At 65.6% G+C, this 13,879-nt stretch carries 9 protein-coding genes; 3 read left to right on the top strand and 6 right to left on the bottom strand.

Going from position 1 to position 13,879, the window contains the following annotated elements; genetic code table 11:
- Positions 1-60: 60 nt before the first annotated feature.
- Positions 61-885 (bottom strand): AraC family transcriptional regulator, encoded by an 825-nt coding sequence (locus XI03_RS35005; protein ID WP_271594642.1) that lies wholly within the window; start codon positions 883-885, stop codon positions 61-63.
- Positions 886-935: 50 nt separating this feature from the next.
- On the opposite strand from XI03_RS35005, the gene XI03_RS35000 reads away from it, so the two are divergent.
- Together XI03_RS35000 and XI03_RS34995 are read left to right on the top strand one after the other, a co-directional pair.
- Positions 936-2,108 carry an MFS transporter gene (locus XI03_RS35000; protein WP_271594641.1) on the top strand — a complete coding sequence of 391 codons (1,173 nt, stop codon included), beginning with the start codon at positions 936-938 and terminating at the stop codon, positions 2,106-2,108.
- A 227-nt stretch (positions 2,109-2,335) separates the two neighbouring features.
- Positions 2,336-4,603, top strand: coding sequence for a cation:proton antiporter domain-containing protein (locus tag XI03_RS34995; protein WP_271594640.1), 2,268 nt, complete (start codon positions 2,336-2,338; stop codon positions 4,601-4,603).
- A gap of 85 nt (positions 4,604-4,688) precedes the next feature.
- Here the strand turns inward: XI03_RS34995 and XI03_RS34990 are convergent, their stop codons facing one another.
- Positions 4,689-7,847 carry an efflux RND transporter permease subunit gene (locus XI03_RS34990; RefSeq protein WP_271594639.1) on the bottom strand — a complete coding sequence of 1,053 codons (3,159 nt, stop codon included), beginning with the start codon at positions 7,845-7,847 and terminating at the stop codon, positions 4,689-4,691.
- Between the two features lie 13 nt (positions 7,848-7,860).
- Entirely contained in the window at positions 7,861-9,054 is a 1,194-nt protein-coding gene (locus tag XI03_RS34985) for an efflux RND transporter periplasmic adaptor subunit (RefSeq protein WP_161966368.1), read from the bottom strand.
- A gap of 244 nt (positions 9,055-9,298) precedes the next feature.
- Here XI03_RS34985 and XI03_RS34980 point away from each other — a divergent pair, with 244 nt between their 5' ends.
- Positions 9,299-10,090, top strand: coding sequence for an ABC transporter substrate-binding protein (locus tag XI03_RS34980; RefSeq protein WP_271594638.1), 792 nt, complete (start codon positions 9,299-9,301; stop codon positions 10,088-10,090).
- Between the two features lie 26 nt (positions 10,091-10,116).
- On the opposite strand, the gene XI03_RS34975 is transcribed toward XI03_RS34980, so the two are convergent.
- The 3 genes from XI03_RS34975 to XI03_RS34965 form a co-directional block, all read right to left on the bottom strand.
- The gene (locus XI03_RS34975) at positions 10,117-11,112 is read right to left on the bottom strand and encodes an NAD-dependent epimerase/dehydratase family protein (RefSeq protein WP_271594637.1); all 996 of its coding nucleotides are present in this window, start codon (positions 11,110-11,112) and stop codon (positions 10,117-10,119) included.
- 65 nt (positions 11,113-11,177) lie between these two features.
- Complete coding sequence (locus XI03_RS34970; RefSeq protein ID WP_271594636.1) at positions 11,178-12,245, bottom strand: hypothetical protein; 1,068 nt, start codon at positions 12,243-12,245, stop codon at positions 11,178-11,180.
- Between the two features lie 89 nt (positions 12,246-12,334).
- On the bottom strand, positions 12,335-13,825 hold the full coding sequence (locus XI03_RS34965) for a flavin-containing monooxygenase (RefSeq protein WP_271594635.1): 1,491 nt from the start codon (positions 13,823-13,825) through the stop codon (positions 12,335-12,337).
- Between the last annotated feature and the right edge of the window lie 54 nt (positions 13,826-13,879).

The following is a 13,879-nucleotide window of genomic DNA, read 5'->3' as shown; positions in this document are numbered from 1 at the left end:
AAAATGCGTGGGCACGCTCCGCTTTGCCCACCCTACGAGTTCTGCGCTCGTATCGACGAGCTACCCTTTCCCCGCAAACTCCGTCGGCGTCCGCCCCGTCACCTGGCGGAACGCGGCCGAGAACGCCGGCACGCTGGCATAGCCGAGCTGCGTCGCGAGCTGCTTCACCGAGACATTCGCATCCGTGGAGAGCCGCTGGATCGCCGCCGCAATCCGCGCGCGCTGGCACCAGCTTTTGAAGCTCAGCTGCGTTTCCGTCGAGAACAGCCGCGACAGCGTCCGCGCGGAAGTTCCAACCTCGCGCGCCAGCGTGTCGATGTCGTGCAGGCCGGTGGGATCGTCGAGCACGATCATGGCGGCGCGGCGGCAGCGCACTTCGCGCGGCAGCGGCACGAAGGTCGCGGAATCCTCGGCCTGGTGCAATTCCAGCATGACGAGGCGCACCAGCAGCTCGGTCCGCTCCTCCGTGTTGCGCGCGTCGAACAGCGCCAGGATCGCCTGATTGAGCAGCGGCGACACCCGCACCACGAATTCCCGGGTCAGGCCGTCATAGCGCTGCTCGCGCTTCAGCCAGGACAGGTCGAAATACAGCGTGCGCATCTCGATGTCGGCGAGCAGATCGATGGCATGCTCGAGCCCGGCCGGGACCCAGACCGCGCGGTCCGGCGGCACCAGCCATCGCCCCCCGGGCGTCGTCACCTGCATCGTGCCCTTGGCCGCATAGATCAGCTGTGCCTCGCGGTGCAAATGCGGATCGATCCGCATGCCCTTGGGATAGTCGCGCGCGACCAGGTGCACGCCCGCGGGCGAGCGGTGGTTGCTCCGGACCTCCCTCAGGATTGGCGTTTCCAAGATTGGCGTTTCCAAGACAGTCATTGGCAGCATCCCGTCATGGGGAGGACATATAACTCATTTCGGAGCAGGAGAGGATTCGTATGAACAGCCCCAACCGGGTCATCAGTTTCGTCAACGCAGGCCATTTCATCGACCATTATTCGATGCTGATCTTCGCCGCCGCCGTCATCATCATGGGGCCGGCGCTCGGCATGGCCTATTCGGAACTTCTGCCCTACGCGACACCGGGCTTTGTGGCTTTCGGCGCCGGCTCGCTGCTCACCGGCTGGCTCGGCGACCGCTGGAGCCGCCGCCACATGATGCTGATCTTCTTCGTCGGCATTGGTGCCTCCATGATCTCGGTCGGCTTCGTGCAGACGCCCGTGCAGCTCGGCGCCGCGCTGCTCGCCATCGGCATCTTCGCCTCGATCTATCATCCCGTCGGCACCGCCATGATCGTGTCGTATGCCGACCGGCTCGGCCGCGAGATGGGCATCAACGGCGTCTGGGGCAATCTCGGCGTTGCCTCCTCGGCGCTGGTCACCGGCGTGATCGGCCAATATCTCGGCTGGCGTTTCGCCTTCATCGTTCCCGGCGTGGTCACGATCCTGATCGGTATCGCCTTTGCGATGCTGGTCGTGCACGAGGACCGCAAGGGCTCGAAGCAGGCGGCGGCGCAGGCGCGGGTGGCAAAACAGGACATGTGGCGCGTGGTGCTGTCGCTGCTGATCGTGGTGATCGCGATCTCCACCACGTTCAACGCCGTCACCGTCGCGCTGCCAAAACTGTTCGCGGAGCGTCTCGCCGATTTGACCAAGAGCCCGGCGTTGCTCGGCGTCATCGCGGCCTGCGTCTACGTGTTCGGCGCGATGACGCAGTACACGATCGGCCGGCTGCTCGACCGTTACTCGCTGAAGACGGTGGCGTTGCCGCTGTCCTTCATGCTGGCGCCGTTCCTCTATCTCGCCGCCAGCCTGAACAATCTGCCGCTGATCCTGGTCTCGATCGGCATCGTCATGGGTGCGTTCGGACAGGTCACGGTGAACGATGCCATGGTCGGCAAGTACACCAGCGAGGAATGGCGCTCGCGCGCCTACGCGGTGCGCTATTTCATCGGCTTCACCGCGGCCGGCGCCTCGGTCGGCCTGGTCGCCTGGCTCTACGAGCAGGGCGGCTTCGTCACCATGCTGCACGCCTTCGCCGCGCTCTGCCTGCTGGCAATCGCGGCGGCGATCATCCTGCCGCGCGAAATCAGGACGCCGGCTGCAGTGTGAGGGTCCGTGTCCCGGACAAGCTGCAACGCGTAAGCGTTGCGGCGCAGAGCCGGGACCGAGAAAATTGCGGGCAAGTTTCTCGGCGGCATAGGCCCCGGCTCTGCAGCGCACCGCCGAAGAGGCGCTGCGCTGCGTCCGGTGCACCAGCGGGGTGGAACCCGCCCCACCTCCCGTGGGTTCTATCCCCGTGGCCCCGACGCCGGGGGTGAAGGGGGAAAGACACCAGCATGCCATGGCGCCTGCTCCGACCGGTCGGCCTCGTCCCCGCGGCGCTTGTCCTCACCACCATTGCGGCCGGTGCCGAGGGCGGCAAATCGGCTGGCCCATCCGAATTCCTGTTGGTGGCGCAAATCGTGCTGTTGATCGCGGTCGGTCGCGGTCTCGGCGAGATCATGCAGCGCGTCGGCCAGCCCTCGGTGATCGGCGAGTTGCTCGCCGGCATTCTCCTCGGACCGTCGCTGTTCGGCTGGATCTGGCCCGAAGCGCAGCACGCGATCTTCCCGAAGGCACCCGAGCAGAAGGCGATGCTCGACGGCATCGCGCAAGTGGGCATCCTGCTCCTGCTGCTGCTCACCGGCATGGAGACCGACCTCAAGCTGGTCAGGAAGGTCGGCAAGGCCGCGATCGCGATCTCGATCGCCGGCATCCTCGTGCCCTTCGCCTGCGGCTTTGCGCTCGGCGAGTTCCTGCCCGATGCGCTGCTGCCCAATCCGCAACAGCGCCTGGTCGCTTCGCTGTTCATGGGCACGGCGCTGTCGATTTCGTCCGTGAAGATCGTCGCCGTGGTGGTGCGCGAGATGAATTTCATGCGCCGCAATGTCGGTCAGATCATCGTCGCGACCGCCGTGATCGACGACACCATCGGCTGGATCATCATCGCCGTCATCTTCAGCCTGGCCTCGCACGGTACGCTGGACATCGCCTCGGTGACGAAAGCCGTGCTGGGCACGCTCGCCTTCCTCGCCGTCAGCTTCACCATCGGCCGCCGCCTGGTGTTCCAGCTGATCCGCTGGGCCAACGACAATCTCGTCAGCGCGGCCGCAGTCATCACGGTGATCCTGCTGTTGATGAGCGTGATGGCGCTGATCACGCATCTGATCGGCGTGCATACGGTGTTAGGTGCCTTCGTCGCCGGCATCCTGGTCGGGGAATCACCGATCCTGACGCGGCAGATCGACGAGCGCCTGCGCGGGCTGATCTCCAGCTTCTTCATGCCCGTGTTTTTCGGCCTCGCCGGCCTCAGTGCCGATCTCTCGGTGCTGCGCGATCCCAATCTGCTGATGCTCACCGGCCTCCTGGTCGTGATCGCCAGCGTCGGCAAGTTCGGCGGCGCCTTCGTCGGCGGCACGTTGGGCGGCCTGAACAATCGGGAGTCGCTGGCGCTGGCGAGCGGCATGAATGCCCGCGGCTCGACCGAGGTGATCATCGCGACCATTGGCCTGTCCATCGGCGTGCTGAGCCAGAACCTGTTCACGATGATCGTGACCATGGCGATCGTGACCACGATGGCGATGCCGCCGATGCTGCGCGCCGCGCTGGCAAGGCTGCCGATGAACAAGGACGAGAAGGAACGGCTGGAGCGGGAGGAATTCGAGAAGCGCGGCTTTCTCGCCAATCTCGAGCGTCCTCTGCTGGCGGTGGACGAAAGCGTCAACGCCACCTTTGCCGCCCACATCGCCGGCCTGATCGCCGGCATGAGGGGCTTGCCGATCACCGTGCTGCATATCGGCAAGAGCGCCAAGGAACAGGAGAAGGGCCGCGACCAGGAGGAGAGCCACGAAGCGGTGGTGAAGAAGGCCGCCGAAGTCGTGTCCGCCCATGGCGACGGCGAGGCCGGCAACGTCGATGTCGTCACCCGTGCGAGGCAGGCGGAACTCGGCGAGACCATCGCCGACGAGGCGCGCAAGGGTTTTGATCTCCTGGTCGTTGGCATCGACAAGGTCGTGACGGCCAAGGACCGTTTCGACCGGAGGATCGACGACATCGCCGCGAAGTTCGAAGGACCGCTTGCGATCGTCGCGGCCAAGGGCAAGCACCTGAAGCAGCCGGCGCCCGAGGCGCTCAACATCCTCGTTCCCGTCTCCGGCAGCGGCATCTCCAAGCGCGGCGCCGAGGTGGCGGTCGCGCTGGCGCAGGCCGGGTCAGGCTCGCTCCGGGTGATCTATGTCGCGACGACGCGCGACAAGGGCGCGCAGCGCGGCGCCTCCCGTGGCCTCGGCCAGGAGGCGGGCATCCTCAAGGACGCCAGCGATCTCGCCGCCCGCTACGACGTCGACATCACCACTACGCTGCGGGTGAACCGGGCGCCGGAGGCCGCGATCCTGCGCGAGATCGACACCACCGACGTCGATCTCGTCGTCATGGGCGTCGACCGCATCCAGGCCGACCATCTCTCCTTCGGCGGCGTCGCCGACGCCGTGCTCAGGCAGTCGAAAGTCTCGGTGCTGCTGGTGTCGAGCGGCGAGGCGCGGCAGGCGCCGGTGGAGAAGGCTTAGGATGTGGCTGTAGCCGCGTGGACGGTGCGCTCCCTCTCCCGCTTGCGGGAGAGGGTTGGGGAGAGGGTGTTTCCGCAGTGGACTCTTAGGGCTTCACCTCCGCCGCCGTCTCCACCTTCGCCACCTTCTTGCTCGCCCGCCAGTTCTCGAAGCGCTGCACCACCACGAAGAAGGCCGGCACGAACAGCACGGCGAGGCAGGTCGAGGCCAGCATGCCTGAGAACACCGTGATGCCGATCGACTTGCGCGCGCTGGCGCCGGCGCCGGTCGCGAGCACCAGGGGCACCACGCCGAGGATGAAGGCGAACGAGGTCATCAGGATCGGGCGGAAGCGGGCGCGCGCCGCCTCGATCGCGGCCTCAAGCACCGGCTTGCCGTCGCGGCCGTGCAGCTCGAGCCCGACCTCGACGATCAGGATCGCGTTCTTGGCCGACAGCGCGATCAGGAGGATCAGCCCGATCTGGCAATACAGGTTATTGTCGATCTTGAGCCCGGAGAGGATCAGCATCGGCCCGAGCAGCGACAGCGGCACCGCGAGGATCACCGAGATCGGCGCGTACCAGCTTTCATACTGGCCGGCGAGCACGAGATAGACCAGCAGCATGGCGAGGCCGAACACCCAGTAGATCTGGTTCGAGACCGCCTTCTCCTGATAGGACATCGCGGTCCATTCATAGCCGGTGCCCGGCGGCAGCGTCTTGTCCGCGATCTCCTCCATCAGCTTCAACGACTGGCCGGAGGAGTAGCCCTGCGCCGGCAGGCCGATCACGGTCGAGGACGGATAGAGGTTGTAGAGGCTGATCAGCGAGGGGCCGGTGGCCGGCGTGATCTTGGCGACGGTGCCGATCGGGATCATGTCGCCGTTCGAGTTGCGCACCTGCATGTTGGCGATGTCGCTCTCGGTGACGCGGAAGGCGGGATCGGCCTGGGTGTAGACCTGGAACACACGGCCGAACTTGTTGAACTGGTTGACATAGGACGAGCCGAGATAGGTCGACAGCGCCGAGAACACCTGATCGGTCGTGACGTGCAGCGTCTGGGTCTTGACCCGGTCGATCTCGACGTTGAATTGCGGCACCGAGGAGCGGAACGAGGACTGCACGCGCTGCAGCGCGCTCTGGCTCTGGCCGTTACTGACCATCGCGCCGGTGATCGCCTGCAGCTTGGCGAAATCGCTGTTGCCGTCGCGCAGCTCGACCTGCATCGAGAAGCCGGCGGCGTTGCCGATGCCCTGGATCGGCGGCGGCGGCAGCACCAGCGTGCGCGCCTCCATGATGGTCGCGAGCTTGTCGTTGAGCCCATACACCAGCGAGCGCAGATCCTCGCCGGGTCCTTTGCGTGCGTCCCAATCCTTCAGGATGATGTAGGCGACGCCGGCATTGGCCAGGCTTGCGCTGTTGTCGAGCGCGGAGATGCCGGCGATGGTGATGACCTGCGCCACGCCCGGCGTCTCCTTGATCAGCCCGCTCGCTCTATCGAGCACGGCTTGGGTCCGCTCCAGCGCGGCGCCGTCGGGCAGCTGCACGGCGGCGATCAGATAGCCCTGGTCCTCGATCGGCAGGAAGCCGGTCGGCACCCGCGACAGGCCGTAGCCGCTGGCTCCGATGACCAGCAGCGCGAACGCAACCGAGACGGTGGCGTGCCGGCACAGGAAGGTGATCAGCCTTGTATAGCCGCGCTCGACCCGGTCATAGACCGCGTTGAAACCGCGATAGAAGAAGTTGCGCTGCTCCGGCGGCACCGTCGGTCGCAGCCACAGCGCGCATTGCGTCGGCTTCAGCGTCGCCGCGTTGATGGCGGAGAGCAGCGCAGTCGCCGCGATCACCAGCGCGAATTGCGAATAGATGCGCCCGGTGAGCCCCGCGAGGAACGAGGCCGGCAAAAACACCGAGATCAGCACCAGCGTGATGCCGACGATCGGCGCGAACAGCTGGTCCATCGCCTTGATCGCTGCATCGTGGCCGTTCATGCCCTGCTCGATGTTGTGCGCGGCGCCTTCGACCACGACGATTGCGTCGTCGACCACGATGCCGATCGCCAGCACGATCGCGAACAGCGTCGACATGTTGATGGTGAAGCCGAGCGCCGCCATCGCCGCAAAGGCGCCGATGATGGTGACAGGCACGGTCGTCGCCGGCACCAGCATCGCGCGCCAGTCCTGCAGGAACACCAGGATCACGACCAGCACCAAAAGGCCGGCCTCGATCAGGGTCATGTAGACCTCGTGCACCGAGGCCTCGACGAATTTGGTGGTGTCGAACGGCGTGTCGTATTTGATGCCTTCCGGAAACCGCTTGGCGAGGTCCGCCATCTTCTTCTCGACGGCCTGCTCGACCTGGAGCGCGTTGGCGCCGGGCGACTGGAACACGCCGATGCCGACGGCCGGCTGCTTGTTGAGCGAGAAGATCTGGCTGTAGGTCTGCGCGCCCAATTCGACCCAGCCGACATCGCGCACCCGCGTGACGTCGCCGCTGGTGCCTGACTTGACGATGATGTTCTCGAACTGGCTGGTGTCGTCGAGCCGTCCGTTGACGTTGAGCGTGTACTGGAACGCCTGGCCCGGCGGCGTCGGCGGCGCACCGACCTGGCCGGCGGAGACCTGCTGGCTCTGCTGCTGGATGGCGTTGATGACGTCCTGCGGCACGAGACCGCGAACCTGCAGCTTGTTGGGATCGAGCCAGACCCGCATCGAATACTGGCCGGCGCCGAACACGGTGACGTTGCCGACGCCGGGCAGGCGGGAGAGCTCGTCGCGGATGTTGATGGTGGCGTAGTTGCTAAGATACAGGCTGTCGTATCTGGAGTCCGGCGAGGTCAGCGTCACGAACAGGAGGATCGAGGTCGACCGCTTCTGCACGGTGACGCCCTGGTTCTGCACCGCGCTCGGCAATTGCGACAATGCGCTGGAGACGCGGTTCTGCACCAGCACCTGCGCGAAATTGAGGTCGGTGCCGATCTTGAAGGTCACGGTCAGCGTATAGGTGCCGTCGGAGCCGCTGTAGGACTGCATGTAGAGCATGTCCTCGACGCCGTTGACCTGCTGCTCGATCGGCAAGGCAACGGTGTCGATCACGGTCTTGGCGCTGGCGCCGGGATAGCGCGTGGTGACCTGCACGGTCGGCGGCACCACATCGGGGTATTGCGCGATGGCGAGATTGAACAACGCGACGCCGCCGATCAGGATCATCAACAGCGCGATGACGTTCGACAGGACCGGCCGCTCGATGAAGAACTTTGAGATCATGGCAGGCAGCTCCCTACTTGGCAGACGCCTGCGGCTGCTCGATCTTCGTTGTTTGCGGATCGATCTTCTGGCCCGGGATCACCCGCAGCAGCCCCGCGATGACGACGCGGTCGTCCGGCTTCAAGCCGCTTTCGATGACGCGCAGCCCGTTGTCGACCGGGCCGATCTGCACCTTGCGCTGCTCGACGACGTTGTCGCCGTTCACCACCAGCAGATAGCGGCCGCCCTGGTCACTGCCGAGCGCGGTGTCGGGGACGAGCAGGGCGCTCTTCTCCTGGTCGAAGGGCACGCGCACCCGGACGAAATAACCGGGCAGCAGCACCCGCTTGTCATTGGGCACGACGCCGCGCACCGCGAGCGTGCCGGTTGACGTATTGAGGGTCGGCGAGACGTAGTCGAGCTTGCCCTCATGCGGATAGCCGGTCTCGGTCTGCAGTCCCACCTGAATCGGGAATTGCTTCATGTCGGCGGGGGTCAGTCCGCGGCGGGCCGCTTCGGCGCGGATGCGCAGCACGTCCTGCTCGTTGACCGTGAAGTTCACCCAGATCGGATCCATCGCGACGATGGTCGCGAGCTGGGTCGGCGAGGAGACGCCGACGAGCTCGCCGATCGAGACCAGGTGGGCGCTGACGATGCCGTCGAACGGCGCTGTCACCCTGGTGTAGCCGTAATTGACCTCGGCCAGCCTCGTATTGACCTGGGCCTGCTGGAGGTTGGCCTGGGCGTTGTCGCGGGTCGATGTCGAGGTGTCCAGGGTGGACTGCGAGACCGCCTGGCGCTGCACGAGCTCGACCTGCCGCTTGAAATCGGCTTCGGCCTGCTTGACCGTGGCTTGCGCACCGACCTCGGCCGCCTTCGCCTGCTCGACCTTGAGCTTGTAGGTCTCGGGCTCGATCGTGAACAGCTGGGTGCCCTGCTTGACGAAGGTGCCGTCCTGATAGTCGATCGATTGCAGGAAACCCTGCACCCGCGCCACGAGATCGACGCTCTTGATCGGCGCGGTGTTGCCCGTGGCTTCGATGTAGCGCGTCACCGGACGCTGCACCGGCGTTGCCACGTCCACCTTGGGCGGCGGCGGTGCCACGAACGTGTTCTTGTCCTCGCAACCCGCCAGTGCGACCACGGTCGCAGCGGCGGCCAGTGCCCGCCCGGCCTGTCTCCACGCTTCATTGCGCCGTGCAGCAGATGCGGGATTCGATGAGGTCATTCGGTAGCCCCCGAGTATCGTCTGTCGGTGCGGCAGGCTACCAACAAATGTCCGGCCGTGGAACACCATAGCCATGGCAGTCGCCGGCCTTGCGCTGCAAAGGGCGGTGTGGCCTTTGACAGATTTGTCACGACAAACCGCTTTTCACCGAGCGCACGATCGACCAGAATTGTGCCAAAGACCGTGTGACGGTGCGCGAGCCAGCCGGGAAGAAGCCAAGAAGAAAAGGTGAGGAGAACATGACATGCCCACGTCCCTCCGCTCGGGCCTTGCCGGCCTCGTTCTCGCAGCGATGGTCGCCATGCCGGCGCTAGCAGACGGTCTGAAGGACGAGATCGCGCCGACCGGCAAGCTGCGCGTCGCGATCGCAATCAGCCCCGCAGGCGGCGCATTCTGGTCGACCAAGATCGAAGCCGGCTATGCCGGCGTTCCCGTCGATCTCGGCAAGGCGATGGCCGCCAAGCTCGGCGTCCCCGTCGAATATGTCGTCCACCAGAACTCCGGACAGATCACCGACGCGGCTGGCAAAGGCACGTGGGACGTCACCTGGCTCCCCAGGGATCCCGAGCGCGAGACCAAAATGTTGTTTGGCCCGATCTACGAGGTCGCCGACGCCACCTACATCGTCAAGCCCGGCTCCGCCGTCACCAATTTTGCGACGCTCGACCAACCCGGAATCAAGGTCGCGGCCGTCAACGCCACCACCACCATGCGCGGCGCGATCGCGCATCTGAAGCATGCAACGGTCACCGGCTATCAGACCTATGACGAGATCTTCGGCTTGCTGAAGAGCGGCGAGATCGACGCCTTCGCATTGTCGCGCGACCAGCTCAACAAGATGGCGCAGAAGATTCCGGGGACAAAGGTGCTGGACGAGACGTTCAAGAAGACAGTGACCGCCGTCGCCGTGCCGCTCGGCCACGGCCAGGCACTGGCCTTCGTCACCAAATTCATGACCGAGGCCACGACGAACGGCACTCTGCGCAAGGCCTATGATGACAACGGCCTGAAGGATTCGTCGATCCGGACGGAGTAGACTGTCAGCCGGCTTGCGCGATTGGGCTAGGTTCCGGTTGCCGGTGTCCTTTCGGCATGCCAGGCCGCCAGCACGTCCCGCTCTTCATCGGCGGAAAGCCCGACGACCGGGCCGCCGCTGACGTGAAGCCAATGCAGCGTGTCGCGCGCGGTGTCTCCCGCTGGTCGCGAGGTCAGTCCGGCCTCGCGCGCCGGCGAGGTGTCGCGCGTCAGGAAGCCCGCGAAGTCGGGCAGGGGCAGCCACATCGGCAACGACCGCGGACCGGCCCAGCGCCGCACGTCGTGTGCCTCGAGGAAGGCGCGATCGATCCAGGTGAACGTGCAGGACGTATTCAGCGCTGCCGCGCATTCGATCAGAAGCTCGCCGCGCCTGCGGATTGGTCCAATCCCGTCATAGATGCCGGTGAGACGAATTTCCGCCGCATGCACGATCCATTGCGCGAGGTCGCGGACATCGATGAACTGGACGGCATCGTCAGGCGATCCCGGCGCCAGCACCTCGCCGCCGCGTGCAAGCCGTGTCGGCCAATAGGCGAAGCGTCCGGTCGGGTCCTCCGGGCCTGCGATCAGGCCGGCGCGGCAGATGAAGGCATCGCCGCCGACCGCCTGTTCGCAGGCGACCTTGGCCGCGCCGTAAATGGCATCGGTGCTGTGCTCCACATCCTCGGCCACAGGCTCGCGCAGCGGCGCCCTGTCGGCACGTTGTCCGGGTATCCGATTGTCCGCATACACGCTGATGGTCGAGACGAAGGTCCAATGCACATTTGGTCGCTTCAGCGCCGCGACCGCGCGGCGAACCTGGCGGGGACGACGCGAGACGTCGACCACGGCATCGAACGACTCGCCTGCGAGCGGCGCAAGCCCGTCGGCCACATCACGGTCGATCCGGACGAGACGCGCGCCTGCCGCAATCGGACCCGCGAGACCGCGGGCGGCGCAGGTCACCTCATGACCGGCAGCACATGCATGGGCTGCGATCGCCCGCCCGAGAAACTGGCTGCCGCCGAGAATGAGAATGCGCATGTGACGGTCCGTGCTGCAAAGGAGATCCCGCAATAATACAATTACTGGTTGTCGCTGCAACTCCGTCAGCGCGGCTTGATCTCCGCATATTTCGCCATCGCCTTCTCGAACTTGCGGTTGAACAGCCACATCGCGGCGAGGATCTCGCGGAAGCTTGCCGAGGTGCGCGCCCGGTCGGCCTGTCCGAAGGCAAAGATGCTGTTGTTGCGCAGATGCTTCATGATCGTCGGGCTCGACACCCTGTAGTTCAGGAGGTCGCCGGACTTGAGCGCCGATCTCGTCGGCGTGGGAACGATCTGGATCAGCTCGAACAGCTTCATCTGGTCGATCGGGTCGGGCAGCGTCTTCACGATGCCAGGGATCTCGCGGAACACATCCGCATGTGCGTTCATCAGGCCGTCGCGCACGTTGGTCCAGTGATTGAAGCGGAGATCGGTGCCGCGGGCCCGCGCCTCTTCCTTGTCGTCGCGCGCGCTTAAGGCGGGATCGATCGCGGCGATCTCGCCCTTGATGGTGCCCCACTTCCTGCGGCCGTTGCGGTCCTCGGACGGGCCGGTCTGGAAGCTGCCCATATAGGTGTTCGAGCGTCCGTTGCGGACGTTCTGCTTGCCGTTGGTCTCGGCAAAGAATAGCCCGAGGCTGATGCGCCCCGCAGCGGCTGCGTGGTCAGGCGCAAGCCCCTTGGCGCGCGCGATCACCGTCGCGAGATCGACGACGTCCTTGAATGGCGTCGGCGAGTTCTGCGCATTGGCGGGCGGCGCCTCCATCACGTCGAAGAGCTCAGAATATTCGTCGATCAAGGGCTCGATCTCGGCGTCGAAATAGGCCGGAGGAATCTCGAACTTGTTGGGCCTGCCGATCCGCGACGGCATGGCGTCGGTGAGATCCTTGTAAGAACTGATGACGGCGACGCGGGCGAGGTAGAGCGCCTGTCCCGGCAGGTTCGGCAGCGGCTGCTTCGCCTCGATCTGGCGCCGCCGCTCGGCGAGGATCGATTTGAACTCGGCGAGCGCCTTGTCATAGGTGGCGACCGCCTCGGATTGGCGAGGCGTGAGCGCGCGCTGTTGTCCGACGGCGGGCGCCGCGACGAAGAAGGCAACAGCCGCAAGGGCGGCAAGACGTCTCGATCCCATGGCCGGTTCCTGTCGATTCGGTGGCCAGGGAGATCGTAAGCATCAGAGGCGAGGGCTGGCGAGACGCAAATCCCGCTCAGCCGGAATTCTTATGCCGCCCGGTAGTCCGGCGCCGTCGCCAGGAATTTCGCATAGGCATCCGCATCCGGCGGCTGGAAGCGCCCTTTGAGCCCGCCGCGCTTCTGGTTCTTGGCGCCGATGTCGGCCATCAGCTCGTCGAAATGGCGGTAGTGATAGGGCGCGACGCAGAGGCCGCCATAGACGCCGGCGGCCGGCCGCTCGACGCGCTTGAAGTGCAGCATCATCTCGATGTTGTCGTGCATTTGCTGCGCCGTCGGCTGGTTGGCGAGCCGGCCGTCGGCATAGCGTACCAGCCAGTTGGCGGCGAGGTCGGCGCAGAGCACGGTGCAGAAAGACGAGTTGAAGCCGACGAAGCCGAGCTCGGGCAGATCAGGGTTGGCGATCAGGCGGTAGAGCCGGTACTGGCCGTCGGCATCGACCAGCTTCTGCTTGTAAGCCGCGGGCAGGAACGGCACGCCGAGCTTGTAGCCGATCGCGAGCACCGCGACGTCGGCGCTCACGCGCTCGCCGCCGTTCATCACGATGCTATCGCCGTCGTAATGGTCGAAGGTGCCGAACACCGCCTTGATGCGGCCGTCGGCGACCATCGGATAGAAGCCCGGCGTTGCGATCGGCACCGAGCAGTTGACGCCGTCCTCGATCCGCTCCTTCGGCACCATCTTGCAGCGGCCGAGCTTGAGCTGCGCCTTGAGCAGGCTCTCCAGCCCGCGCCAGTTCGCCCACACCAGCGGCGCGGCGATGCGGTGCGCGAGCCGCGTCATCGCGCCGATGCCCCAGCCCGGAAACATCTCCTCCTGCGCGCGGATGTAGAGGATGCGCTTGAAGTTCACGAGCCCGCCGATGAAATAGGGGATGCGCCAGACCGGCTCGCGCATCACGATGGTGACCTCGCGCGCGCCCGATTTCACCGCGTTCACGGCGATGTCGGTCGCCGATTTCGAGCCGCCGAGCACGACGATTCGGCGTCCTTTCGCCAGCGTGGGATCGCCGTATTTCGACGAATGCAGGATCTGGCCGCCCTGGGCGAGGAATTCATCCTCGCCAGGGCAATGCAGCTCGCGCGGCTCGTTGAATTGGCCGGTGCAGACCGCGACAAAATCGAAATCCTCGCTCGTGCTCGTGCCGTGCTTGTCCTTCAGCGCGAGCGTCCAGCCGGGCTTGCCGTCGGCGCGGCGCGCCATGCCGGCGACCTCGGTGCCAAGGCGCAGCATGCGGTCGAGACCAAAACTCCTGGCGTAGTCGGCGAGATAGGCGTGGACCTGCGGCCCGGTTGGCCATTCCGGATAGGCCTCCGGCATGGCGCGGTCGGTGTAGCGGTAGAGTTCTTTCGGGCTCTGCGTCTGCACGTCGGGATAGGAGCGCGCCGGCTCCCAGACGCCGCCGAGATCGGCGCTGCGCTCGACGATGGTGACGCGGTGGCCACGGCTGGAGAACGCCTTGGCGGCAGCAAGGCCGGAGACGCCGGCGCCGATCACGCAGATATGCTTGGGGCTGACCATGGGATTGCTCGCAATCGATGTGTTTCGCGCGCAAGCGGTCTCGTTCGGCCGCAA

Source organism: Bradyrhizobium sp. CCBAU 65884, assembly GCF_028128835.1.
Classification (GTDB): domain Bacteria; phylum Pseudomonadota; class Alphaproteobacteria; order Rhizobiales; family Xanthobacteraceae; genus Bradyrhizobium; species Bradyrhizobium ottawaense.
The sequence above is the reverse complement of the archived record's forward strand: the minus strand, read 5'-3'. Positions and strand labels throughout refer to the sequence as shown.

Bases quoted from the DNA above. Each gene is read 5' to 3' on its own strand.
- XI03_RS35005 (WP_271594642.1), bottom strand. From the start codon at position 885: ATGCTGCCAATGACTGTCTTGGAAACGCCAATCTTGGAAACGCCAATC.
- XI03_RS35000 (WP_271594641.1), top strand. From the start codon at position 936: ATGAACAGCCCCAACCGGGTCATCAGTTTCGTCAACGCAGGCCATTTC.
- XI03_RS34995 (WP_271594640.1), top strand. From the start codon at position 2,336: ATGCCATGGCGCCTGCTCCGACCGGTCGGCCTCGTCCCCGCGGCGCTT.
- XI03_RS34990 (WP_271594639.1), bottom strand. From the start codon at position 7,847: ATGATCTCAAAGTTCTTCATCGAGCGGCCGGTCCTGTCGAACGTCATC.
- XI03_RS34985 (WP_161966368.1), bottom strand. From the start codon at position 9,054: ATGACCTCATCGAATCCCGCATCTGCTGCACGGCGCAATGAAGCGTGG.
- XI03_RS34980 (WP_271594638.1), top strand. From the start codon at position 9,299: ATGCCCACGTCCCTCCGCTCGGGCCTTGCCGGCCTCGTTCTCGCAGCG.
- XI03_RS34975 (WP_271594637.1), bottom strand. From the start codon at position 11,112: ATGCGCATTCTCATTCTCGGCGGCAGCCAGTTTCTCGGGCGGGCGATC.
- XI03_RS34970 (WP_271594636.1), bottom strand. From the start codon at position 12,245: ATGGGATCGAGACGTCTTGCCGCCCTTGCGGCTGTTGCCTTCTTCGTC.
- XI03_RS34965 (WP_271594635.1), bottom strand. From the start codon at position 13,825: ATGGTCAGCCCCAAGCATATCTGCGTGATCGGCGCCGGCGTCTCCGGC.